Genomic DNA, 24,752 nt, shown 5'->3' with positions numbered 1-24,752 from the left:
TTAGGGCTTTCTAAATGGCGCTTTAACTACGCCATTAACTCAGTTTTTAAGTTTACAAGCTGTAATAAAGCTCGAACTCTACAGGGTGAGTCGTTTGGTTAACACGTTCAACATCAGCAGTCTTAAGCTTGATGTATGAATCGATGAAATCATTGCTAAATACTTCGCCACGAGTTAGGAACTCACGGTCAGCGTCTAGACACTCAAGTGCATTTTCCAGTGAAGTGGCAACTGTTGGGATTTCAGCCGCTTCTTCTGGTGGTAAGTCATATAGATCTTTATCCATTGCTTCGCCTGGATGGATCTTATTTTGGATCCCGTCAAGACCAGCCATTAGCATTGCAGAGAATGCTAAATATGGGTTAGCCATTGGGTCACCAAAACGTAATTCAATACGACGACCTTTAGCACTTGGTACTACTGGGATACGGATAGAAGCACTACGGTTGGCTGCTGAGTAAGCAAGCATTACTGGCGCTTCAAAGTGTGGAATAAGACGCTTGTATGAGTTCGTTGCTGGGTTTGCAAATGCATTAATTGCGCGAGCATGTTTGATGATGCCGCCGATGTAGAACAATGCTGTTTCGCTTAGGCCTGCATACTTGTCGCCAGCAAAAATGTTCACGCCATCTTTTGCTAGAGATTGATGCACGTGCATGCCGCTACCGTTATCACCAACGATTGGCTTAGGCATAAAGGTTGCTGTTTTGTTGTAGGCGTCAGCCACGTTATGGACAACATATTTAAGCACCTGAACTTCATCCGCTTTAAGCGTAAGCGTATTAAAGCGAGTGGCGATTTCGTTTTGACCAGCAGTGGCGACTTCGTGATGATGTGCTTCAACAACTTGGCCCATCTCTTCAAGTACAAGACACATTGCTGAACGTATGTCTTGTGAAGAATCAACTGGCCCTACTGGGAAATAACCGCCTTTAACGCCTGGACGGTGACCTTTGTTGCCGCCTTCGTAGCTGGTACCTGAGTTCCAAGCGGCTTCTACAGCGTCAACTTTGTAAAAACAACCTGACATGTCAGCGCCATATCTAACGTCATCGAATAGGAAGAACTCTGGCTCAGGACCAATCAATACTGTATCGGCGATACCAGTAGAGCGTAAGTAGTCTTCTGCTTTCTTAGCAATTGAGCGTGGGTCACGGTTGTAACCTGTCATTGTGCCTGGGTTTAGAATATCGCAACGAATGTTTGCGGTTGTTTCAGCAGTGAACGGGTCAAGTACGAAACTTGCAGCATCAGGCATGAGCACCATGTCTGATTCGTTAATGCCTTTCCAACCTGAAATTGAAGAGCCGTCAAACATCTTACCGTCTTCGAAAAAGTCTTCATCAACCTGGTGGCTTGGGATCGAAACGTGATGCTCTTTACCTATGGTATCGGTAAAACGTAGATCAACAAACTTAACTTCTAATTCTTGTAGTTGTTGTAAAACTGATTCTGCTGACATTCTAAAGTCTCCGAGTAGGGTAAAGGGTTATCCCTTGTTTTTTATCTTAATGCTTAACGCAATATGCGATTCTGCTATCTGTAAAGCGAGAGTCGTGCCAATCATGTAACATTATGATTTATATGAATTCTAAATCATACTAAAAATATAAAGTTAGCTTTAACGCACCATTTTGGTGCGGCAAGCGGATCAAAATGGTGCACGCGCCATCATTGTGCAGCTAGACTGTTTTCATATTGACTAGCCGTTGGCTAATGGTTAAAAGCAAGACAACAGAATAGCCAAGAATAAGACTTTTTTATAGGGGACAAGTCAAAGAAAAATCAACCAAATGTAGATAAGTGTTATTCAGATAAAAGACAGTTTCATGCCGCTCGCAGGCGTATCTGGTTAAACAGACTAAACTAGGAAGTCGACTAAAGGGGTCGTAAACAGGATGTTTAACAAAATTTATCAATTAAAAGGACGCTAAATGCCTCAAAGAGGTATTTGAAAGGAACGGGAATATAAATAATCCTATCAAAGATAATGATGGAAAGTGTATGTAAAGCGGACGTTATGACGGGAAAAAGCAACACGCATAAGTTATTTCTAACGATTGGTTAAAAATAATCCTGTGAGATACTCGCCACCTAGAGTAGAATGTCACGCTTTTTATAGCAACAACTATAATCGTTTGGTTTTAGTGGTTGTCAGTACCCCCCCCTATATATTTATACCGATGGTAAGAGGTTTAGCCGTGTTAGAGAATTTACGTAACATCGCCATTATTGCACACGTTGACCATGGTAAGACTACCTTGGTTGATAAGCTGCTGGCGCAGTCAGGAACCCTTGAGACTCGAGGAGAAGCCACTGAGCGGGTGATGGATTCAAATGATCTTGAAAAAGAACGTGGTATCACGATTCTGGCCAAGAACACTGCCATCAAGTGGAACGATTACCGTATCAACATCGTTGATACCCCAGGTCACGCCGATTTCGGTGGTGAGGTTGAGCGTGTTCTATCTATGGTTGACTCAGTATTACTACTAGTTGACGCAGTTGATGGTCCAATGCCACAAACTCGTTTCGTGACTAAGAAAGCATTTGCTCAAGGTCTTAAGCCAATCGTTGTTATCAACAAGATTGACCGTCCTGGCGCACGTCCTGATTGGGTTATCGACCAAGTATTTGACTTGTTCGACAACCTAGGCGCAACCGATGAGCAACTAGATTTTCCAATCGTTTATGCTTCTGCACTAAACGGTTTCGCTTCTCTTGATCCAGAAGTCTCAGATGGTGACATGACTCCTCTATTTGAAACTATCGTTGAGAAAGTTTCATCTCCTGACGCTGATGCTGAAGGTGATTTCCAGATGCAGATCTCTCAAATCGATTACAACTCATACGTGGGTGTTATCGGTATTGGTCGTATCAAGCGTGGTAGCGTTAAGACTAACCAACAGGTCACTATTATTGGTGCTGATGGTAAGAAACGTAACGGTAAGATGGGCCAAGTATTAGGCTACATGGGCCTAGAACGTAACGAAGTCGAGATTGCTAACGCTGGTGATATCGTTGCAATTACGGGTCTTGGTCAGTTGCTGATTTCTGACACTGTTTGTGCAACTAACAACGTAGAAGCATTACCAGCTTTGTCTGTTGATGAACCAACACTAACAATGACCTTCCAGGTCAACACCTCTCCATTCGCTGGTAAAGAAGGTAAGTACGTAACTTCACGTAACATCCTTGAGCGTCTGCAGCAGGAACTTGTTCATAACGTAGCACTACGTGTTGAAGAAACTGAAAGCCCAGATCGTTTCCGCGTATCGGGTCGTGGTGAACTTCACCTTTCAATTTTGATTGAAAACATGCGTCGTGAAGGTTACGAGCTAGCTGTTTCTCGTCCAGAAGTTATCGTTAAAGAGATTGATGGCGAGATGTGTGAGCCATTCGAAAACTTGACTGTTGACGTTGAAGAGCAACATCAAGGTGCTGTTATCGAGAAGCTTGGTATCCGTAAGGGTGACATGAAAGACATGCAGATGGATGGTAAGGGTCGTGTACGTATCGATTTTGTTATCCCTAGCCGTGGTCTAATTGGTTTCCAAACTGACTTTATGACAGCCACTTCAGGTTCTGGTCTTATTTACCATTCATTCGACCATTACGGTCCTGTGAAAGGTGGTGATATTGGTCAACGTGCCCGTGGCGTATTGGTCTCTAACGCAACTGGTAAAGCACTGACATTCGCATTGTTTAACCTTCAAGCTCGTGGTCGTCTGTTTATTACTCACGCTGCTGAAGTTTATGAAGGTCAAGTTGTTGGTCTTCACGCTCGTGCAAACGATTTGACTGTTAACTGTTTGAAAGGTAAGCAGCTAACTAACATGCGTGCATCGGGTACCGATGAAGCACAAGTACTGACTCCGCATATCGACATGACACTTGAGCAAGCGCTTGAGTTCATCGATGATGATGAGCTAGTTGAAGTAACACCGCTGAACATTCGTGTTCGTAAGCGTTACTTGAGCGAAAACGATCGTAAGCGTCATAACCGCAAGTAATCGTTTCGTTTAGCTTCAGTCCTTAAAAGGATTGAGCGCTAAGAAGAAGCCCTGAACATGAAAATGTTTGGGGCTTTTTTATACATGGTCATAAATGTTCCATTCATTTATTGGCATTCCCTCCTTGACCCACAGGGATGTGAGGAATGCCTAAGTGATATAGGGAATATCATAGGCCTTGGCTGTCAGATGTATTTATCCCCGAAGTACAGGATGTACTAGGAGGGGATTTATGTCTGGAAAATAATGGAATTCAGTGGTTCCAAACGGTTGATGCAAAGGATGTGCGAACGGCTCGTAAAGGAACCGCTGAAGATACGCAGGGACCGTTAATTACAGGGCACGCTACCAAGCTTGGGATTACAGCGTGTTACCGCTGCATATGCACAGCCTTGCGGGAGGCGGGTAATAATCCCCGTTGTATCTGTACCGCGGTATTTTTGAGTGGAAAAGTGATCCACAAAGATGAGCGGCTTTTTAATGCGACAGGTTAACGTAAGCGCACAGTGTGTTAAATTGCGCACGCCGAATTGACTCGCAAGTTACTTAGCCGTTACTGCACGACACCTTTGTCTTGAGTTGGAGTCGGTTTGGATTTTGCAAGTTTACGCCAAAGCATTTCCAATGGCCCTTGCTTGAAATACTTAAGGTATACGCTGGCAAGAATGATTTGAAAAATAGAGAAACCAAGCGCAATCAACATATAGCCTGGCCTGTCGAGTGTGTTCACTAGTGTTGGCGCAAAATAGCGAAACACTAGTACTCCACAAATTGACTGCAGGATGTATAGGCTTAATGATAATTGGCCTACCTTCTGTAATGGCGCCAATACAGTGGAACGGTTTTGACATATTTTAACCAGTATATGAATGTAAATCAGCGCCATAGGTATTGCGCTGACGATAACGGCAACACCTGATAGGGTATTTAATATAGGATCTGTTGAAAGAGTCAGTAAGCTATCGAAAACCGATAATAGTACCGTCGCCACTGCCAGCTGGATAAGTTGGTTTTTGTTAAAGCCGTGCTCAAAAATGCCTTTACGGTAAAGCGCTATGCCAAGCAGCATTAAGCCTGCTGATAACCACATAAGAGTTAATGGGATAACAAATAGCATCGTTGCAAATATCGTCAATTGCATCGTCAGCTGTTCTGCATACGATCCAAACCATATTAGGGACTCCTCTTCAAATAGCGCAGATCCACGTATAAATTTTTCCTCGGGAGATAATAGGCTCATCAGGGTGAGGAGCAGCACAGGGGCAGCGATAAACAAAAGTGATTTTTTTAGCAGTTTATTGTGATCAAGTTTAAGGTAACAAAGTGCCACAAACCCACTGAGTGCATAGGTAAAAAGTACGTCACCAGACCAGATGAAAATAGCGTGTATCACCCCGAAAATCACAAGCCACTTCAACCTGGATTTCACTAATTGATAAGCATCTCTATTTTGTGCTGACAATCTGTCGAACTGAATCGCCAATCCCACCCCAAATAGCATTGAAAACAAACTAATGAAGCGGCCTTCAATAAAAAAATTGCTGAACAACTCCACTAAAATGTCATGCAATGGGTTGGATTCATGGCTGGCGTAGCCTGAAATAGCATTGCCAAAAAAGTAGATATTGATGAACAAAATGCCCAATACAGCTAAGCCACGAATAACATCGATATTAGCGTTACGATCAAAATCTGTAGGGTTCTGCGATGGGTTATTTATTATCACGGTTAACGGTTCCATGTTTTTTGCTTGCACTCCAAGTGCAATAATAGGCTAGACAATATTATACCAGTTCCATTAAATATGTGATCAATTCAGAGCTGTCTCAGGGCTTTCAATTCTAGGCGCATTGTTGAAGAAATGGTTATTCCCTTTTGAGACTTGCAACGCAGTAATGGAAGTCCTGAGAAGCTCACGTAGTGCGGGTTTAAAATCACTTTATGCTGCGTATGTGGTTTTCGATATAGAATAACTATTAGCTACAATCGACTTACTTGCCTACAGTGATTTTAATTCCCGCTGAATGACCAACTATTTAATGGAATTGGTATTAGCATTAAGCCGCTTGCGAAATCACGACATCTACAATCGATTACCTTTCATGTGGTTTGGGTATAAATCTGATTAAAATAAAACGTTAGCCAAAAAAAAAGCAATCCATATGGATTGCCGAATAATATGTTCAATTTACAGTGCGCTAGCGTTGAAACTGAATTTTTGTGCCAAACCTAACTAGGAATGCGCAGTAGGGAGTGATGATGAACAAAACAAATATTTAGCAGGGCATTTTCAGTGGTTAACCGACAAAATGGCTTACAAACATTAGCCTCATATAATCAGAGTGTGATAACTCTAGATGGTTCCCACTTTCTGCATTAACAAAAGTTTAGTTTTAAAAAATCCGATATTCAGATGTGAGTGCACTCCCTCTACTTGAAAGAAACGTCTCCATCCTTGGAGACGTTGTGTTGCTTCGACTCGCGCTAATGCCCTATCGAATTTAGGTGTTGGATTAAATACATCCGCGTTTCTGTTGGTGTTTGACTTACCCAAAAACCACATAGGTAAGCAATCAGAGGGACCAGAAACAATAGTGTCATTAAGGCGATAGTAAGACCTCGTGCCGATAACTTAATACCGTTGCGAGTGCTAAACTGCAAAGCCTCTTTTGTGGGGCAGGCTGATACGCAGCGCATGCAGGCTTGGCATTCATCTGAGCGGATATTGATCTGACTATGTACCGAAATATTGGCAGGACAGGCGCGGCTGCATTTATCACAGTTCATCCCTTTACTGTCAATCAAGCAATGCTGAGTATTGCGGCGAATTTTAAATGGACTTAAAAAACTGACTAGCCCGAGTAATGCACCATAAGGACAGATGTAACGGCAAAATCCTTGTCGGCGCCATAACGCCAGGCTCAGAATAAAGCTGAAACAGAGAAAAGTAACTAGGCCTGGAGTGATAAAAAACAGTGCCATTTTTAGATCGGCTATCTTGTGATAGTTGCCACTGAGGTAGTCAGGTATTCCCTGTGCAGGCATACCCACAATGATATAAAGTAACGCCAGTAAAAGAAGGTACTTCACCATTCTCAGTGGCCAATCTAGCCAAGCTGGTGGTAAATATTCACGTTTGATAAAGCGTATTCTGAGTTTATAGAGGTATTCGCCAGCTAAACCGAGCGGACAAGCCCAGCCACAAAAAGCACGTTTACAGATCAAGCCGGTTAGTAGTACTACTGTTAACATTACTGCCGCTGCAGGGTGAGTTTGATCCCAAATGCCGAGGCTGATAATTGCTTTGAGTTCGATACCGCCAGCAATGGGTAGGAATGCATCACCAACATCGGGACGCATAAGCCAAGGCGTAATCCCGGCTTTGAGCAGTGCGCTATTCACCGCAAACTGTATTCCAACCAGCAGCATCGATAGCGCTAACAGATGCTGCACCCCTTCGCGTAAGTTATTGCTCCTCATGTCGCCCTGAGCGACTTGGGGTTGAAACTTGCTGACTAAGCCAATAATGACTGCCGCAATGGCAAGAGCGGCGATTAGAGGCCAATATAGGCTAGATATGACTGCGGCTGAAACCAATACTCCGCTAGCTGCTGCCCCCCATTTTTTGCCACTCCAATAAAGCAAGCTAACGCTGTAGGTTAGTGCCAAAGTAAGCGTTAATGATTCGATAAAGCTCATAACGGTGTCAGTTTAATAATGATTGATACTAGTGTGAAACTTTTTAAAGGAAGAAGTTCTTGGAGTGTAAGCAGATTGTGGAGTAGGTCGTAAACTTGTGATTAAACTATAAGAAATAAGGCTTTGAGTTCACAAATTCGGTTCCTAAGCCACAGGGCGTAGGAACCGGACTTTAGTCGTCGCTTATTTGCCTTCTAATGCAGCAATAAACTTAGTCGACTCATCAATTGATTTGTTCATCTCTTTTATCAGGCCAGAAATGTCAGTTTGTAAACTGCTAAATTCACCCTTAATGGCGCCAATGGCTTGTGCGTTAAGGTTATGCTTTAAGTAAAGCATATTGTCTTTCATGGCCGTGAGTACCGGCGGCATTTTGCTTTCAGCACGACGCATGCTTTTGATCAGTTGAGTATATGAACGGCGAGTCTGTTTAAGCTTGGTTTCGCTATTTCGGCGCAGACTCGCTTTGCTTATCTCGGCTATCTCTGTCTGCCATTCATCGAATAATGCTTCGGCGACATCTTCAACTTTGTCGATGCGATTAGTGACATCATCGGCCGCATCTAGCGCCGACTCATATTCATCTTTGGCCTTGTTATAAGCACTTTCGAGATCGCCACCGTCATGGTTAAGTAGCGCCTGCATCTCTTCAAGAGCTGAGCTGAACTGCTCTTGTGCTTCCTCTTGAGATTCTTTGGCGTCTTCAACACGATCGACCATGATGTCGCGTTTGTGATAACCGACCTTTTCCATGGCGCCATAGTAGGCACTTTGGCAACCCGTCAGTAGTAAACCGCAACTTATGATGGCAACAGATAATATTTTTTTCATCTTATTCAATCCTGAATGTGATTCTAAAGCTTAACCCTAAACTTGTGTGTATTGGCGCTGGACTAATCGGCGCGATATTTAGCCGCATCGATAATGCTCCACAAATGGGCTATTGCACCGATGATTGCGGGGAATATTAACCACCACATGGCATAACCGACGATTACGACAATACAAAACACTAATGCAGCGAGTATACGACCTTGAACGAGTTGCCCAAGACCGGGAAAGAAAAAGCTTGCGATAGCGGCAATAACATTGCCAGCGGAACCCTGTTGAGACATCAATTCGATCCTTATACTTGTAAAGAGAAGGTTATAAGCTTTATTGTACCAATATAGATTTAAACAAATCATTTATCGTTGTACATATTCGGTACAACTTTAACAGAATCAAGAGTGACAAGTGAAAAATAAGATAGCAGTGAATCAATTTCGGTCTTTTTTGTGGAGTATTTGGGCATTTTTTTTACATTTGCTGCGCCGCTTTAAAGAAGATCAAGTCAATATTAAAGCGGGGCACTTAGCCTACGTAACGTTACTCTCGTTAGTACCGATTGTGGCCGTCATGTTTTCTATGCTGTCGGCTTTTCCAGTCTTTGCCGGTATTCGCGAGCAGTTGGAGGGGTTTGTGTATGACAATTTCTTACCTGCTGCTGGCGATACGGTACAGATTTATATTAATGAATTTGTGGCCAACGCCTCTAAAGGTACCACTGTTGGTATCGCAGCCCTTGTGGTAGTTGCATTAATGCTCATCTCTGCAATTGATAAGTCACTTAACAGTATTTGGCGTACCAAAGAAAAACGTCAAGTTGCGGTGTCGTTTTCGATGTACTGGATGGTACTGACGTTGGGGCCTGTTTTGGTAGGGGCAAGCTTGGTGGCTAGCTCCTATCTTGTGTCACTTCAGCTATTTAATGACTCTGAATTGTCGGGCGTGGTGCCGCTGATTATTGAGCGATTGCCAATGATATTTTCGGTGGCTGCTTTTTTGCTACTTTATATGGTGGTGCCGAATAAGAAAGTTAAGTTTTTCCATGCATTACTGGGTGCCATTGTCGCCGCGATGCTGTTTGAACTGGGCAAGAAAGGCTTTGCATTTTATGTAACTCAATTCCCGAGCTACGAGGCTATTTACGGCGCATTAGCGGTGATCCCTATTTTATTTGTTTGGGTGTATGTCTCGTGGGTTATCGTATTGGTTGGCGCTGAGATAACCGCCGCGTTGCCGGAATATTTACGCGAACGACACCTGGCTAGGACGGCGCTATTATTAGAAAATCGCGGCGAAATAGAGACACCAGTGCCGGCTACCGATAGCAGCCCTGTTGATGCTGACAAGCTTAAATCGACATCTAAAGAGGGGCTTAAAGACAATGCTAAGGCTGCAGACGTTGATAGCGCGTGACTGGTTAGCGGTCGGTGATGAGCATGAATTATATATAAGCCAATACGGTAATCTTGATGGTATTCCGTTGCTGTATTTACATGGTGGTCCAGGGGCTGGCTGCTCATTTGATGAGTTAGGATTGTTCGACCTTTCGGTTTACCACGTGATTATGATGGATCAAAGAGGGGCGGGGCGATCGCGACCTAGAGGAGGACTTGAGCACAACAGTGTTAATCATTTACTCACTGATATTGAACAGGTTAGAAAGTGGTTAGGTATTGCTAAGTGGGCGCTAGCGGGTGGCTCATTTGGCGCAACATTGGCGCTATTGTACGCTGGGTTTTATCCAAACCGAGTGACCAAACAAGTGCTGTGGGGCGCCTTTATTCCTAGCGAGGAAAGCATTCAATGGTTGTATGGTCAACAGGGGGCCGCTCGCTTATTTCCATCTGAGCATTTGGCCTTTAGTGTGGCAGCGGTACCGGGTAATCAACTCGATGGATTATTTTCATGTTACCGAGAGGGTTTCGACAATGATTCTACAAGCATTCGTCAACATTTTGTGAGGTGCTGGTTAAACTGGGAGCTGGCTTTGGCCTACCCTGGTTGTTTGCAAGTGGGTGAAAATGTCATTCTCAGTCAGGCATTAGCAAGCATCGAGCTTTATTATGTGACCCATAATTACTTCGGTGCCTTTGAGCTGTTGTCTGCCACTGTGATGGATATTCAAGCGGAAACGCTCATTATTCAGGGAGAGCTAGACAGGGTTTGTCCAAGCGGTTTTGTACATGGTTTTTTGCAAGATAAAGCAAATCATCAGATAAAGGTGATGGAAGTTAACGGCGGTTATCATGCATTGGCGGACGTCAAAATGGCGAATGCAATCGTGAGTGCCGTAAGGGAAATGGCCCTAAAAATAAATAAAGGAATTCGTATCCAATGAAAAAATTATTAGTAGCAGGCTTGGTCATGAGCCTTAGTGCTTGTGCTGCAACAGAGAACAACACTGACGTTGAAGTAACGACTAAAACCCCTGATAGTGTGACTTTAGGTGGGATGACGAATGAACAAGCTTCAACAAAACTTTTAGAAGCATTGCTCAGTAAAAACTACTTAGCGACTAAAGCAGGGCCTAATGGCGTGGCGGTAAATTTTGATAATAGTCAGTTTATCCTGCAGCCAAGTATTAACCCTGAAGGTATCGACCGAATTTTAATGAACCGCTTTTATGCTATCCACCCTAAGTATGTGGGCAGCAAAGAGATGATGATCATGATTGGTACACTGAACCAGAAACTCAACTTTGCAAAGTTTGTAGTTAGAGAACGAGGTGCTGTGATTCAAGTGCAAGGCGCCGCAACATTTGTTGATACCATTAGTATGGAAGAGATCCGTCGCTTTTTACTTTGGACCGATGAAGGCTTGCGTCAGGTCGGTAAATCGCTGCCTGAAGGCTCAGAAGATGTTATTAAGCCAATCCCTGTGATGCAACAGATTAAATCAATGTAAGTTTACCCGCTACAGAAAATCGCCTATGACTTACATGAGTAAGCTAGGCGCTTTTTTTTAGCTTTTTAAGTCGGAGAGTTTTTACGTGATAGCCCTGATTCAACGTGTGAGCGAAGCAAATGTAGTCGTTGATGGTGTGACCATTGGAGAGATAGATAAAGGCCTGTTGGTTTTGCTAGGTGTCGAGCGAGAAGATGATGTGGCAAAAATGAAAAAATTGGCTACTAAGGTAATGAGTTACCGCGTGTTCTCTGATGAAAATGGCAAGATGAACCTGAATCTAGAGCAGGCGGGCGGTAGTTTACTGGTGGTTTCACAGTTTACACTGGCTGCGGATACTGGCCGTGGTTTACGTCCCAGTTTCTCAGGTGCTGGTACGCCAGATCAAGCGCGTGAACTGTATCAAGCCTTTGTTGATTTCTGTCAGTCGAAAGGGGTCAATACTCAAACGGGGGAATTTGCCGCCGATATGAAAGTCTCATTAGTTAATGATGGCCCGGTGACGTTTAATCTACAGGTTTAGTTTGTCATGACATCAAAACCGATGGATGAAACGGCATTACTAAAACAACTACAACAGACTTGGTATCGAACCATACCCGTTAGCGAGTTTATGCATGTGACGCCAATTGAGTTTAACGCCGATAGCTTTAGCGTTACAGCGCCATTAGAGCCGAACATCAATCTTCATCAAACAATGTTTGCGGGCAGTATTTATACCCTAATGGCATTAACTGGTTGGGGGATGATGTGGTTGCAGCAACACCTTGGCGGTGTTGAAGGCGATATCGTGCTGGCCGATGCACATATTCGTTATATTGCACCAATAAACGAGGCCCCTGTTGCTAGAACCCATTGGGCTGGTGCGGATCTATCTGTGTTGCAGCGAGGTAAACGGGCACGAGTTCCTTTAACTATAGAGTTATATTGTGGCGATAAATTATGTGCTAATTTTGACGCTATATTTGTGAGTTTACCCACCAAAAATTTATAATTTTGTTGTTGAGACATTCAGATTAAATAGAAAAGCGACTCAACTGAGTTAAGTCGCTTAAGTTTGGTTATAGTCATCTATTTAGCGGTGAAATCATCCATTAAAATCACGCCAAGTGGTGTTCCGCCGCCGATATTATCAACTGCCGCGACGCTATAAATACCGCCTGCCATTAAGGATACCGCTAGTGGACCGATTGCAACGGTTTTGCTGTCGTGTGGTGTCACGCTAACAACATAGTCACCCGCTGTAATGGACAGTGCACCAGAGGCTGCCATAAAGGGCACATCGCTCAATGCGGGAGTTGCATCGCTGATATCATCAGTCGCAGTTAAGTAGATATCAACATTACCTGCAGAGTAAGAAGCATGGGCAATATTGAGCTTTGCTGCCGTTGCTATACGTCGAGGGCTATCCATCAATACCCACGGCATAATGTCATTCTCTGTGAGTGAGCCAACAGCAAGTGCCGAGTAACTCATACCTTGATCTAAGGTCACAGCTGCCATGTCGATGACAACGACACTATTATCGCTATTAGCTGCCACGGTAACAGTGTGGTCCCCTTCGGGTACGTTCAAGAAGGGAGTTACTTGCTTGAATGTGAGCATAGCAACCGCAGGTGTTGTCCCCTCATCTAGAAACACATCGACAGCAGGCGCATCTGCGACCGCGTGGATAACTCTGAGGCCTGCTCCGGCATCTTTATCCTGTATTAATACTTGCCCTTCAGGAAGCGCTGCCAGCAGTGCCACGGGTGATGAACCGCTCCACACATTGGTGACCGCAGTGAGGAAATAGTCATTTAGTGCCATTAAAGCAACAGTACCTGAGTCATATACCACTGCTTTTTGATCGGCGACTGTGATACGAATTTGATAGTCACCAGCGGCGAGCTCAATTTGGGCGGTGTAAGCCATATAATCTAGCGATAGCGTGGGCGACATCATGCTGATATCGGCATCGACAGCAGTGACGTAGACGTCAACTTCGCCAACACCTACAGTGCCATGCAACACTTGTACTCGGGCATAATCAGCCGCAATATCGGCTGTAGGATTTTCAATAAGGGCAAGATCTAAGCTGTTGTCTGCGACGCTACCGACTGCGACCGCGGTGTATTCCATATCCGCTTCTGCATCCAAGAATGCAGTAAAAACAGTTTGTGTTTCGTCGCCAGGTAATTGGGCATCGACACTGATATCGTATTCAGCTGAGCTGACCTGCAGTAATCCTGAGGATTGAGCATAATCAACATCGGTGAGTAATGCGTTACCGTTGGCTAATATGTTGACCATGGGTGCATCGGCACTGGCATGAATGACACGAATTTGTGATGAAGCTGCAGGTTCAGGTAAAACGACTGCGATATTGTCATTGTCATCGTCACTGCCGCAAGCGGTTAAGGCGAGTGTTGCAATAAGTAAGGCGCTAGTATGTAAACGTTGCATTGGATTTCCCTTCTTGAGTTGGGTTCCATTCGCTATACGGGCTTTCTAAAAACAACGATCACATTTTTATTACATCTCTCTCTATAATCCAATTCACTTGCTGAATAATATTTAAACTATTTATCTGTTTTAATAGAGTATTAGTCTTATTCATTATTTTAAAAATTTATTTATAATTTCGAATGTTTTACTGGCATTAAAATGTAGTGATGAATATCGAATTGGAGTGTATGACGGTTTGATTGTAGAGACGAGTGGTGAGTTCTTTCGATTTAATCGAACAGTAAGCGGAGTTTTATCCGCTATTTTTGTCTTTTATTGCACTCTACACTGACGTCATTCGATTGAGCAGTTAAATTCATCTTAGCTTGATCATCATTATATGGAGTACGTTATGTCGAAAGTTCTAGTATTGAAATCAAGTATCTTAGGTGGCTATTCTCAATCAGCTCAATTAATAGAGCATCTAAGCCAGCAGTTTTTAGCACAAGGAAAGCTGCTCACTATCCGCGATCTTGCAGCAGAGCCTATTCCTGTTTTAGACGGTGAAATTGCGTCGGGTATGCAAGGTAGTGATGATTTATCGCAACGTCAACAAGATGCTATCGCACTGTCGAATACCTTAATTCAAGAGTTGAAAGAACACGACACCATAGTGATTGCTGCGCCAATGTACAATTTCTCTATACCGACTCAGCTTAAAAATTGGATCGATCTTGTTGCACGTGCTGGAGTGACTTTTACCTATGGCGAAAATGGCCCAGTAGGGTTAATTAAGGGCAAGCAGGCTATCGTTATTAGCACTCGAGGCGGCGTGCACAAAAATACCGCAGCAGATCATGTTGTACCTTACCTTAAGACGGTACTGGGTTTTATCGGCATTGATGACGTCGAATTTGTTTATAGCGAAGCATTGGCTATGGGGCCTGAAGCAAAAGAGCAAGGATTAGCCCAAGCAAAACAAGAACTGGCATTGATAGGTGCTTAATGACTTTCCACTGAATAACTGAAAAGGCCGCTAACATTAGCGACCTTTTTGTTGCTAAGTGATGCTAGCCCTGCGGCTTACAAGCCAATAGATCTTTAAGGGCGCCAGCATTAACCACACTGGCTAAACCGCTGGCGTTAAGTATATCGCAGCCCTTTTGCGCTCGGATACCCGCGCCGCAGTAGAGTAGAAACATTTGTTGTGGGTTGTTGATACGGACTACCCATGCCGCCAAGGCATCCAGCGGCACATTGATCGCGTTTGGCAGATGGCCGTCAGCGAACTCTTGAGGACTACGAACATCAATAACAGTGGCGCCTTGTTCGATAAGCTGCCAACACTTATCTCCTGGCTGACAGCTAGACAGCGTCGAAAGTATAGGTTCAGACATGGACTCTCCTTTCACATAGCAATTTATATATTAGTGACACCTATTAAAACCGTTTATTAGATTTATTTCAATAAGATTTTCCTAATCCACCATTCAAGGTTACTGATATAAAGATTATGCTAACTAACCCTGCTCCCAAAAGGAGCTATTTATAAAGGGGTTATGTCGACCACTTCTTAAAAATCAGTGAAGTATTAATCCCACCAAAGGCAAAGTTGTTACTCATGACATAATCAGTCTCGAGTAACCTTATATCATTCTGAATGTAGTCGAGCTGAGCACATTCAGGATCAATCTCGGTAAGGTTCAGTGTGGGGGCAAACCAGCCCTCGTTCATCATCTGAATACTGACCCAAGCTTCAAGTGCACCGCAAGCGCCAAGGGTGTGGCCAGTGTAACTTTTAAGTGATGAAATCGGCTGTGATGGGCCAAACACGGCGTTGGTCGCCTGTGTTTCGGCGATATCGCCACGTTCAGTTGCCGTGCCGTGGGCATTGACGTAACCGATACTACTGGCGTCAATAGCAGCATCTTTAAGCGCGAGTCGGATAGATTTTTCCATCGTTCCTGCGTTTGGCTGGGTGACATGTAAGCCATCTGAGTTGGTACCAAAACCGACGATTTCAGCATAGATTCTAACGCCACGGGCTTGGGCGTGTTCGAGATCCTCAAGCACTAAGGTGCAAGCGCCTTCACCAATCACTAATCCATCACGCTGCTTATCAAATGGCTTAGGCGTTTGTGACGGTGTATCGTTTTGAGTGCTGGTGGCAAAAAGGGTATCGAACACAACGGCCGCAGTTGGGCATAACTCTTCACCACCACCGGCAAGCATAAGGTCTTGTTGGCCATATTTTATGGCTTCATAAGCATAACCAATTCCTTGGCTTCCGGAGGTGCAAGCACTACTGGTAGTATGCACTCGTCCTTTTAAACCAAAAAAAACGCCAACATTTACCGCGGTGGTGTGGGCCATCATCCTAATGTAACTGGTCGCTGTGACGCCTGACATATCCCCGGTTTTCAGCATATCGCCAAAAGCGATAATGGGTTCGGTACTGCCGGTGGATGAGCCGTAAGCGATCCCCATCGCCCCCGATGTCACCACAGGGTCATCAAGCAGGTTGGCATCCATTAAAGCCAGTTCGCTGGCTCGTGTTGCCATAATGGAGACTCGGCCCATTGAGCGAATTTTTTTGCGAGAATAATGCGCGGGTTTCTCAAAATCAGTAATAGGCGCGGCTAAACGAGTATTTAGATCCTCAAATTTGTCCCACTCATCGAGTCGAACAACACAGTTTTTCTTAGCTTTAAGACTGCTCGCAATCGTTTGCCAGTCATGACCTAGGGCTGAAATCCCACCGATGCCAGTGATGACGACTCTGCGGGGTAGCGGGTTCATATCATGCCTCCATTAACGGAGATCACTTGGCGAGTGATGTAAGCGGCATCTTCAGACATTAAAAAGTTAGCCAACCCTGCAATTTCTGAGGCTTTACCCATACGTCGCATCGGGACGAGAGTATTGACCATCTCTTTGGGGATATCAGCCACCATATCGGTTTCAATTAATCCTGGAGCGATACAGTTGACGGTGATTTTGCGTTTTGCTAGCTCAAGTGATAATGCTTTGGTGGCACCGATGATCCCGGCCTTTGAAGCGCTGTAATTGACTTGCCCACGGTTGCCCGCAATACCAGAAACAGAGGCCATAGTAATGATCCTACCCCCTTGTCTAGCTTGTACCATTGGCATTACCGTGGGATGAATTACATTGTAAAAACCATCTAAATTAGTGTGTACCACGCTGTCCCACTCTGACTCTGTCATAGCGGGGAAAGCGGTATCGCAATTAATGCCGGCGTTTAACACCACGCCGTAATAGGCGCCGTGCTGTTCAATGTCTTGTTCAATGGCTTGCTTTACGGTTGCGCGGTCGGCGATATCAAATTTAAGGCAAGATACAGACGCACCCAGCTGCTCTAATGCTTGCTGCGTTTCGTTTGCGGCGTCGATATTTTGATAATAATGCATTGCAATATCAAAGCCTGCAGCGGCCAGCTTTAATGCTATCGCTTTGCCTATTCCGCGGCTTGAACCGGTGATCAGTACTCTTTTAGTCATCTTTTCTCCCTAACAGCTCCGTTGTTATGCAAACTATCTTTAAGTTTCAATGGGATAATGCCGTTATCAATGATGTTTAATTCAATTTAGTATGTTTATTGTTCAGCCAGTCGCTTCGGCAATATAGTTTTTAGTGTCTTGAGGCTGAAAAACGTTCACATTTGCTTCGGCAACTATCTGTTCATTGTGTATAATTTTGCAGTCAAAAACCGCTAAGCCAGACTCTTCTTGATACAGTCGAGTGACTTGGGTTTGGTAGGTTTCACCCGCTTTAAAGTGCGAAATATGCATGTTCAGTTTGCGCGTTCCCAGTAAAAAACCCACTCTGATGATGTCTTGCCTAAGATGCGCTTCAACCCCTGCTAAAGCGGCAATGCTTTGCGCCATGTATTCAATGCCAACATAGTTTGGCACCCCCTGCAGGCTGTCATCAAAATAGGGACTGGTTGTCGTTATCTTAGTTTGTGTGAGTAAATTATCAGCTTCATACTCTAATAGATTACTGATCAGCACCATAGGTTGCCGATGAGGGATAAATTGCTCAACGTCTTGGCTGGCAAGGGTGGTTAAATCAAACATGTGGTTGAGTCTCATCAGTGGTTTTTGTATGGCGGCTGAATATGAGGCTTGCGTTGCTGCCACCAAAAGCAAATGAGTTGCTCATTACATGGTGTATCGTCGCTGTGTCGCCGGAGTTCACCAAAGGTAATGAGGGATTATCTGGGTCTTGCTGTTGATCCCATACTTGTGGTGGCAGTCTATTATCGACGTTTAAATCGCTGAGTAACAGGTAGCAAAAGGCTGCTTCAATCGCGCCAGCTGCGCCTAAGGTATGTCCGGTTAACGGTTTGGTTGAGCTGCAAGGAGGGAGCTGTTTAGTGAATACAGCAGTGACGGCTCGGCTTTCCATAGCGTCATTTTTGGGTGTTGCGGTGCCATGTAGATTTAAGTAGTTGATCTGCCCTGCATTCAAGCTTGCCATTTTTAACGCTGATTGCATGGCCATAATCGCGCCAGTCCCTTCAGGATGTGGTGCAGAAATATGATAAGCATCGCTGGATTCGCCCACACCGCTTAATACAATAGCATCACGTTCGGTTGCTCGCTCTAGGGTGAACAATGCAGCCCCTTCGCCAATATTAATGCCATCGCGGTTAGCACTGAATGGCTGACAATGGGCTTTGGATATTGATTCCAATGAGTTAAAACCATTGAGGGTCAATTGACACAAGGAGTCGACCCCGCCAACAATGACCATGTCACAGAGATCAGCGTTGAGCAGTCGTCGTGCGCTGGCAAATGCTTTAGCGCTTGAAGAGCAGGCGGTTGAGACGGTAAAGCAAGGTCCGCTTAGCCCAAAGTAACTTTGTAAGAACAGAGTGCTGTCGCCCAACTCTTGTTGTGAATAGTCATATCCCGCGGGAAATTCACCATGCTGATGATGATGTGCTAACGCCTGCTCGCCAGTGGCGATACCTGAGGTACTCGTGCCAATGACAACGGCAACTCGGTTGGCACCATATTGGGTGCTAGCTGCAATAACATATTGTTCGATTTGCTTGGCAGCAACTAGGGCGAGCTGATTATTACGGGTATCAAAGTGTCGCCATTGCGTCGTCAACTCCGGTAGTTTACTGGCCACTTCACCCACGAGTACCGGGCGATCAAACATTAAATCATCGCGCCATCTCATGCCGTCGACATTTGCGGTAATGAGATTATTAAGCACAGACGCGGAGGTGTCACCTAGCGGGGTACATAAACCTATTTGGGTTATTGCTATTGCGATATTTGACTTCACTTTAAATCACCATAATAGATTTATAACGGAGTGATGATGAGCTCGAAATCAGCAGCATCAATCCTCAATTCGACTTTGGCTTGCCATGGTTCAGGCCGACTATAACGGATGGTGACAATCGGCTGCGGATCTTCTGCATTAATCTTCATCTCTTTGCTACTCCCTCTCGGCACTGCAGCAAATAGCTTTCGGCAATACGCACCATCGCAATTATAGCCCTGTATATAGCCATTTTGTAAATGGCGATTGAGGCTGTCTTCACGCCAATAGACAAGTTGCATAATAGCTAACAGATACTCGGCTTTAAATTGATTGCCGAGTAACGTGCTTTGCTCACTGATAAGCTTATCGCCATCATAAGTCAGCGTAAATAGTGGTTGGCCTAAAGGGGCTAAGCCAACTAACGTCAGCTGCTGCGGATTAAGCTCCAATTGAGTGAGCAGTTCATGCTGACTTGATTGGGTCTTTATGGTTGTTTTTTGAGTCAGGCTACGCTCAGTGAAAGGCTTTGACGGCTCAATTGTGCTGGCGTCGTTGAGCGGCGCCAGACAGTAACTGACGTTGCTTGGCAGTTCAACGCAGGTTTGTCTTTGCAAGGTTTGGCTGCAACCCGCTAACAGCAGCAAGCTAAAGCAGCTTATGCCTTTAAGAAAATGCGTTAGCTGCGACATATTTCTACAACCATATTAAGGCGTCTTTTTGATTCACTGACAAAGGGATTGTTTTGATCCCAAGCATAGCCCGCTAAAATTGAACAGATCATCTGCTTAATGGTGAGGTCGGGATCACTATAAAATATAGCGTCTTGAAAGCGGCAGTCGTACCAAGCTTCGACGTATGTTCTAAAGGTATCAACGCCTTTCATTAATGGCGTAGCGTATTCATCCTGCCAATCAATGGCTTCACCATCGAGTTGCTTGATAAGGGCTTTAGCCGCCAAAGAAGCCGATTGCATTGCGATAGTCACGCCGGATGAAAAGACCGGATCAAGAAACTCTCCAGCATTGCCTAAGAGCGCAAACTTATTAGTCGCTAAGGTCTTTACGTTAGCGGAGTATCCTTGTAGCAGCGCGGAGTCATTGACTAACTCTGCATTGGCGAGCAATTTTTTAAGCCCAGGTTCTAGAGATATCATCTGCAGCAGCACGTCGTCCAAATTGCCTGCTAAGTTACCGAGTTGATGTGGCTCTGCCACAACACCAACTGAGCAACGGCCATTGCTAAAAGGGATTAACCAGTACCAAATATCTTTATTATCAGGGTGAACACTGATGAGAATTTTATTACGGTCGAAATCGGGACAAGTAATATTGTCGTTGATATGGTTGAAAACGGCAGTACGCGTGGGTAAGTGTGATGGTTTTTCTAAGTCGAGTAATCGGGGTAACACTCGGCTAAAACCACTGGCATCCAGAATGAACTTTGCATTAACGGTGTAGGTTTCGCCGGCTTCATTTTGTACCGTTAGTTCAGGTACTGAGTCAAGGTTTACCGACTCTACTGACTGGCCATAGCGGATCTCTACCCCCTGCTTAGTGGCTTCGTCTGCCAGCAGTTTGTCGAACTGAGCGCGTTCAACTTGAAAAGTTGTCCCTGGGCCCGGGGTGAACTTGTCATTAAAGTCGAAGCTGGTGTATTGATCGCGACATCTAAACGCTGCACCATTTTTATATTGAAAGCCCGCCGCGTTAACAGCGTCGAGCATATTGGCTTCAGCAATCACTTGCATGCAGCAAGGGAGTAGGCTTTCTCCAATTGAAAAACGCGGAAAATGCTGCTTCTCTAGCACCAGAACGCGTTTGCCCTGAGCATGCAGTAAACTTGCCGCAATACTCCCTGATGGGCCCGCGCCTATGATGGCAACATCGACGTCTTCAACACGACTCTTTTCAACATCTTGAGTTATCGTGTTCTGATGTGCATTGGAGCTTAACATTGAGATGGTTTCCTTGTGTAAATTTGAATAAATGGCGACAGTAAAAAGGTAAAGCTAATGCCTATCAATAGGGTCAAACCAAATGCGCTAATGGCTGGGGTTTGGCTAAATGCAAGTAAACCAAAAGCGAGTAGTGTCGATATCGCTGACATGAGTACAGCCATCATCACCCCGCGTGTCTTTTGATTCGCTTCAGCAAAAAACAGGCTGTAGTCAATGCCAATCCCAAACACTAAAATCAGCGCCAACGCATGAAACAGAGTCAATGGCGCGTGCATTATCCCCAAGGTCGATAAGGTTAATATCGCAGCAAATCCGGGTACGCTCACCACTATTGAAGCAAGTTTTACACCGAATCTAAAGGTGAATATGCTTACGGCAGTGATCAATGCGATGACCAGCAGTGCCAGTGTTAGTTGACGATAGTGGCCCATTACTTTGGATATGTCGCCCACCTTATCCACTAAATCAACGTTGGGATTGTCGCTAAACAGGGCTGACAATGTGTCGAGTTGTTTAATGCCACCGAGTAATACAATGGATGCGTAGTCAGAGTCTTGTTGCGGCATTAGCCACATAGAGCTTAACTGCTGCCCTGCGGGAGATTGTAGGAAGTCTTCGACATGAATATAGCGGTTTTTTGCCGCAGTAAACTCATCCGCTAACGGCTGTTTAATGCTGTCTTCGATCCCCAAACGGTTAAGGATTTCGACTAAATGTTGCTGATAAATTTGCTGCTGTAACTGGTAGTTGCTTGCTTGTGTTTTATCACTGGGCAGAAATTTACTCAAGCTAAAGTGATTGCCAAGTAATTGCTGTTGTTGTGCCGTCTCGAGAATAGGTTCGAGTTGCTCAAGCGCTTGCTTTACTTGTTCTTCAGTTTGTCCAGATACCAGCAGAAACTGATTATCCGTTCCGCCACTGAGTACGGTGCGTAGCGTGTCTTCTTGCTGCTGAATGGCTGCGGGTGTGTGTTGTAATTGACGAATATCATCATCGCTCTTAAGCTGCGAGAGCCCGACACCGATAAAAGCTACCGTGCTAAGTAACAGGATTACTGTTGATAATCGCGATGATGGTATGGCGCGCTTAAGCATAAAACCTTGGTATGTATCAGCAAACTCAAGCAGGCGTTGGCCGTCATTTAGTTTTGCACCCGCCAATTTAGGGTAGGCAAACACCAAGGTTAAATAAGCCCCTATTAGACCCGCAGCGCAAAATATGGCGACTTGTTGCATCCCAGGGAAAGGCGCTAGCCCCAGTGAGCCATAGGCGATAATACTGGTGACTAAGGCTAATGAAATCGCTGGCAGAATGGCTAATGAAGTCCGGTTAGCATCTTGCTGAGGATGATTTAATCGTTCGCAGTAAAAGTGAAAGCAGTAATCAATGGCGATGCCAATAAGGCTGGTGCCAAATACTAGGGTCAGTAAATGCAACTCGCCAAATACCACAAGCGTGAGTACGACGGCAAAAAGCAGGCTGCAGCTTAACGTAATGACAGCAATCATTAACGGCATGATGGAACGAAAGGCAAACCAGACTAAGGCGATAACCCCGATAAGCGAGATGAGGCCAATGCTTGAGACCTCTTTTTTTGCATTGTCAGTGGCTGCCGCGGCATGAAAAAGCGCGCCTGCGTGTATAAAATCAACCGCAGCAAATTCGGCACTGACCGCCCGCTGTGCAGTATTGAGTGCGCTCAGCTGTGATTGTTGAGCATTAGGACTAAAGACGCTTTGTAACCCTTTTGCCATCACGATAGCGACATAGCGTGGCGTAGCTTTAGCATCATTACTGGGTAGGCGAGTCACGAGCACAGCGTTCTCTACACTTAACGCTTGTTTAGGGGCCAGTGCGAGTAAGTTATCGGGGTAGAGCAACAGCGGGTCATGACTTATCAAGGCGCTATTGGCGTAACCAAAGGCGCTATAGAGTTTCTGTAAACTCGCTTGAGTTAGCTGTGGCCACTGATTTTGTGTGAGTTGCTGTTGTTGTTTATCGGTCAGTAGGTTGAATCGGTACGGAAAGTAAAAGGCGTTTAAGGCTTCGGCTTGCGAAATGTCAGCGCTACTGATGTCAGTGAACACCGCGGTGCTATTTGATTTTAACTGCTGCATGAGTGCAGATGCAGCGCTCACTGCTTGGTTTTTATCAGCACTAATAACCCCGATATAGAGTCGATTGGCTAACTGCTGTTCAACTTGAGCAATGGCACGTTGCTCAAGTGGTTTTTCACTTACTTTAGGCAGCATAGCCAAAATATCAGTCTGGATCTTGGCGCCAGATTGCCATTGCAAAAACCCCAGTGTTAACGTGAAAAATACCAATGTCAGCCAGACCAGTAACTTTTTACTTGGGCTGAGCGTGGCTAACACGCTAAATACGGCTAGAGGAGATGTTGTGCTCATCGGGTTTCTCTGCTGCTATCTTCCTGTGCGGGAGAAAAACGTGCTTTGTCTTGCTCAGTTAACGGCATTTCATTGATCGCCGAAAATTCGATGCGGCTGCTATCTTGGTTGTCACTGAATAGGATCAAGGTCTGGATCTGTTTCTCACCCATTAACACCAGCCTAGGGATCGCTTTTTTGACCAAAGGGTCTATTGGCGTCAAACCCAGTTGCCATTGTTCGTTGTCGGCGCTGGCGCTTTGTAAGCTCAATTGAAAATGTTGCTCGAGCGTGTGTAGATCACCACTGAGCAAGGCGTTAAGCAGGGTTGGCATTAATTGCGACAGTTGATTGGCCGTGGTGGATTGCTGTGCATCGCTAATGTGGACTTGCCCTTGACTGTCGATTTGAGTCAAGCGACCCGCTTGTAAGATTAGGGTGCTATTGAAGGGCGACTGCTGCTGCCAGATCACGCCGAGCTGTTTAGAAAAGACAAAACTGCCTTTACTGACCAGTGGCTTCTTAAGCACCTTTAAGTGCCGATACTGAGTAAATAACCCCTTCGCTTGTGAGCTTGGTGCTAGCTGCTTAGAGAGTTGGGTTAACTCATTCGATGATGCCGTTTGTGCAAATAAAGCATCAAAATCTGTCCCACTATGAGCCGAAAAACTCACGGCATTACCGATTAAGAGGATACAGGTTAATATAAACTGGCAGCTGCGCGACTCAGATCCTGCGAACGTCATTTATTTGAGCCTGTGGTCGGGGTCAGCGAAGCGCTTGATTGATCACTCGCATCGACAAGTTTGGCTATTTTATGTTGAAACACCTCAGGCGTAACAAAGCACAACTCTTGCGTTTGCATGTCAACCGCCGCTTGTATGGTATAGCCTTTGGTAATGCGTTTTTTAGTGACAGCATCCAATACTTGGTAATTAATTTTTAACCGATTCTCCCATTCAACGATGGCGGCTTTGATGATCACCTTTTGCTCAAAAGTACTCGACTGTACATACTTGATCTGTAAGTCGACAATGGGCCAGCTATAGCCTGAAGCTTGCATTGCTCGGTAACCGTAATCGATAAGGTCGAGTAACTGGCAGCGAGCAATTTCAAAATAGCGCAGATAGTTTCCATGCCAGGTAATGCCCATTGAATCGACATCATGGAAAGGGATAACTATTTCAATTTCGGTGCTTATAATCCCTTTCATAAGGTCACTATCCTTGTTGG

23 protein-coding genes are annotated in these 24,752 nt (G+C 44.9%); 7 read left to right on the top strand and 16 right to left on the bottom strand.

Going from position 1 to position 24,752, the window contains the following annotated elements; all coding sequences use genetic code 11:
• Window positions 1-52 precede the first annotated feature (52 nt).
• Window positions 53-1,462: a glutamate--ammonia ligase gene (gene glnA, locus CXF83_RS22255; protein ID WP_101089551.1), complete on the bottom strand. Its 1,410-nt coding sequence runs from the start codon at window positions 1,460-1,462 to the stop codon at window positions 53-55.
• A 721-nt stretch (window positions 1,463-2,183) separates the two neighbouring features.
• Here glnA and typA point away from each other — a divergent pair.
• Window positions 2,184-4,013, top strand: coding sequence for a translational GTPase TypA (gene typA, locus CXF83_RS22250; protein WP_101089550.1), 1,830 nt, complete (start codon window positions 2,184-2,186; stop codon window positions 4,011-4,013).
• Between the two features lie 553 nt (window positions 4,014-4,566).
• Here the strand turns inward: typA and CXF83_RS22245 are convergent.
• The 4 genes from CXF83_RS22245 to CXF83_RS22230 all read right to left on the bottom strand — a co-directional run bounded on the left by CXF83_RS22245 (window position 4,567) and on the right by CXF83_RS22230 (window position 8,827).
• Window positions 4,567-5,754 (bottom strand): DUF418 domain-containing protein, encoded by a 1,188-nt coding sequence (locus tag CXF83_RS22245; RefSeq protein WP_101089549.1) that lies wholly within the window; start codon window positions 5,752-5,754, stop codon window positions 4,567-4,569.
• A gap of 743 nt (window positions 5,755-6,497) precedes the next feature.
• On the bottom strand, window positions 6,498-7,712 hold the full coding sequence (locus tag CXF83_RS22240) for a 4Fe-4S binding protein (protein WP_101089548.1): 1,215 nt from the start codon (window positions 7,710-7,712) through the stop codon (window positions 6,498-6,500).
• Between the two features lie 183 nt (window positions 7,713-7,895).
• Window positions 7,896-8,543 (bottom strand): DUF2959 domain-containing protein, encoded by a 648-nt coding sequence (locus CXF83_RS22235; RefSeq protein ID WP_101089547.1) that lies wholly within the window; start codon window positions 8,541-8,543, stop codon window positions 7,896-7,898.
• 62 nt (window positions 8,544-8,605) lie between these two features.
• Window positions 8,606-8,827, bottom strand: coding sequence for a hypothetical protein (locus tag CXF83_RS22230; protein ID WP_101089546.1), 222 nt, complete (start codon window positions 8,825-8,827; stop codon window positions 8,606-8,608).
• A 121-nt stretch (window positions 8,828-8,948) separates the two neighbouring features.
• Between CXF83_RS22230 and CXF83_RS22225 the strand changes: the two genes are divergently transcribed.
• The 5 genes from CXF83_RS22225 to CXF83_RS22205 all read left to right on the top strand — a co-directional run bounded on the left by CXF83_RS22225 (window position 8,949) and on the right by CXF83_RS22205 (window position 12,438).
• On the top strand, window positions 8,949-9,953 hold the full coding sequence (locus tag CXF83_RS22225) for a virulence factor BrkB family protein (RefSeq protein ID WP_232775177.1): 1,005 nt from the start codon (window positions 8,949-8,951) through the stop codon (window positions 9,951-9,953).
• A complete protein-coding gene (locus CXF83_RS22220; protein ID WP_101089545.1) occupies window positions 9,922-10,878 on the top strand; it encodes an alpha/beta fold hydrolase in 957 nt (318 codons plus the stop codon). The genes CXF83_RS22225 and CXF83_RS22220 overlap by 32 nt, the downstream gene beginning before the upstream one ends.
• Window positions 10,875-11,444: a hypothetical protein gene (locus CXF83_RS22215; protein ID WP_101089544.1), complete on the top strand. Its 570-nt coding sequence runs from the start codon at window positions 10,875-10,877 to the stop codon at window positions 11,442-11,444. Before CXF83_RS22220 ends, CXF83_RS22215 begins: the two co-directional genes overlap by 4 nt.
• 85 nt (window positions 11,445-11,529) lie before the next feature.
• Window positions 11,530-11,967 carry a D-aminoacyl-tRNA deacylase gene (gene dtd, locus CXF83_RS22210; protein WP_101089543.1) on the top strand — a complete coding sequence of 146 codons (438 nt, stop codon included), beginning with the start codon at window positions 11,530-11,532 and terminating at the stop codon, window positions 11,965-11,967.
• A gap of 21 nt (window positions 11,968-11,988) precedes the next feature.
• Window positions 11,989-12,438 carry a thioesterase domain-containing protein gene (locus CXF83_RS22205; RefSeq protein ID WP_101089575.1) on the top strand — a complete coding sequence of 150 codons (450 nt, stop codon included), beginning with the start codon at window positions 11,989-11,991 and terminating at the stop codon, window positions 12,436-12,438.
• Between the two features lie 77 nt (window positions 12,439-12,515).
• Here the strand turns inward: CXF83_RS22205 and CXF83_RS22200 are convergent, their stop codons facing one another.
• The gene (locus tag CXF83_RS22200; RefSeq protein WP_101089542.1) at window positions 12,516-13,889 is read right to left on the bottom strand and encodes a DUF4397 domain-containing protein; all 1,374 of its coding nucleotides are present in this window, start codon (window positions 13,887-13,889) and stop codon (window positions 12,516-12,518) included.
• Window positions 13,890-14,283: 394 nt separating this feature from the next.
• On the opposite strand from CXF83_RS22200, the gene CXF83_RS22195 reads away from it, so the two are divergent.
• Window positions 14,284-14,877 carry an FMN-dependent NADH-azoreductase gene (locus tag CXF83_RS22195; RefSeq protein ID WP_101089503.1) on the top strand — a complete coding sequence of 198 codons (594 nt, stop codon included), beginning with the start codon at window positions 14,284-14,286 and terminating at the stop codon, window positions 14,875-14,877.
• Window positions 14,878-14,941: 64 nt separating this feature from the next.
• Here CXF83_RS22195 and CXF83_RS22190 read toward each other — a convergent pair whose 3' ends face one another.
• From CXF83_RS22190 to CXF83_RS22145, 10 genes are all read right to left on the bottom strand, one after another.
• Window positions 14,942-15,268 carry a rhodanese-like domain-containing protein gene (locus CXF83_RS22190; RefSeq protein WP_101089502.1) on the bottom strand — a complete coding sequence of 109 codons (327 nt, stop codon included), beginning with the start codon at window positions 15,266-15,268 and terminating at the stop codon, window positions 14,942-14,944.
• A gap of 160 nt (window positions 15,269-15,428) precedes the next feature.
• The gene (locus tag CXF83_RS22185) at window positions 15,429-16,670 is read right to left on the bottom strand and encodes a beta-ketoacyl-ACP synthase (protein ID WP_101089501.1); all 1,242 of its coding nucleotides are present in this window, start codon (window positions 16,668-16,670) and stop codon (window positions 15,429-15,431) included.
• On the bottom strand, window positions 16,667-17,392 hold the full coding sequence (locus CXF83_RS22180; RefSeq protein ID WP_101089500.1) for a 3-ketoacyl-ACP reductase FabG2: 726 nt from the start codon (window positions 17,390-17,392) through the stop codon (window positions 16,667-16,669). The genes CXF83_RS22185 and CXF83_RS22180 overlap by 4 nt, the downstream gene beginning before the upstream one ends.
• A 102-nt stretch (window positions 17,393-17,494) precedes the next feature.
• On the bottom strand, window positions 17,495-17,971 hold the full coding sequence (locus tag CXF83_RS22175) for an ApeP family dehydratase (protein WP_101089499.1): 477 nt from the start codon (window positions 17,969-17,971) through the stop codon (window positions 17,495-17,497).
• Window positions 17,964-19,193, bottom strand: coding sequence for a beta-ketoacyl-[acyl-carrier-protein] synthase family protein (locus tag CXF83_RS22170; RefSeq protein WP_101089498.1), 1,230 nt, complete (start codon window positions 19,191-19,193; stop codon window positions 17,964-17,966). Before CXF83_RS22170 ends, CXF83_RS22175 begins: the two co-directional genes overlap by 8 nt.
• 20 nt (window positions 19,194-19,213) lie before the next feature.
• Complete coding sequence (locus tag CXF83_RS22165; RefSeq protein WP_101089497.1) at window positions 19,214-19,864, bottom strand: DUF3261 domain-containing protein; 651 nt, start codon at window positions 19,862-19,864, stop codon at window positions 19,214-19,216.
• On the bottom strand, window positions 19,852-21,129 hold the full coding sequence (locus CXF83_RS22160) for an NAD(P)/FAD-dependent oxidoreductase (RefSeq protein ID WP_101089496.1): 1,278 nt from the start codon (window positions 21,127-21,129) through the stop codon (window positions 19,852-19,854). Before CXF83_RS22160 ends, CXF83_RS22165 begins: the two co-directional genes overlap by 13 nt.
• On the bottom strand, window positions 21,123-23,540 hold the full coding sequence (locus CXF83_RS22155; protein WP_101089495.1) for an MMPL family transporter: 2,418 nt from the start codon (window positions 23,538-23,540) through the stop codon (window positions 21,123-21,125). Before CXF83_RS22155 ends, CXF83_RS22160 begins: the two co-directional genes overlap by 7 nt.
• Entirely contained in the window at window positions 23,537-24,265 is a 729-nt protein-coding gene (locus CXF83_RS22150; protein ID WP_101089494.1) for an outer membrane lipoprotein carrier protein LolA, read from the bottom strand. Before CXF83_RS22150 ends, CXF83_RS22155 begins: the two co-directional genes overlap by 4 nt.
• On the bottom strand, window positions 24,262-24,732 hold the full coding sequence (locus tag CXF83_RS22145; protein ID WP_101089493.1) for an acyl-CoA thioesterase: 471 nt from the start codon (window positions 24,730-24,732) through the stop codon (window positions 24,262-24,264). Before CXF83_RS22145 ends, CXF83_RS22150 begins: the two co-directional genes overlap by 4 nt.
• Window positions 24,733-24,752: the final 20 nt, after the last annotated feature.

The sequence above is a fragment of the Shewanella sp. Choline-02u-19 genome, from assembly GCF_002836205.1.
GTDB lineage: Bacteria > Pseudomonadota > Gammaproteobacteria > Enterobacterales > Shewanellaceae > Shewanella.
The sequence above is the reverse complement of the archived record's forward strand: the minus strand, read 5'-3'. Positions and strand labels throughout refer to the sequence as shown.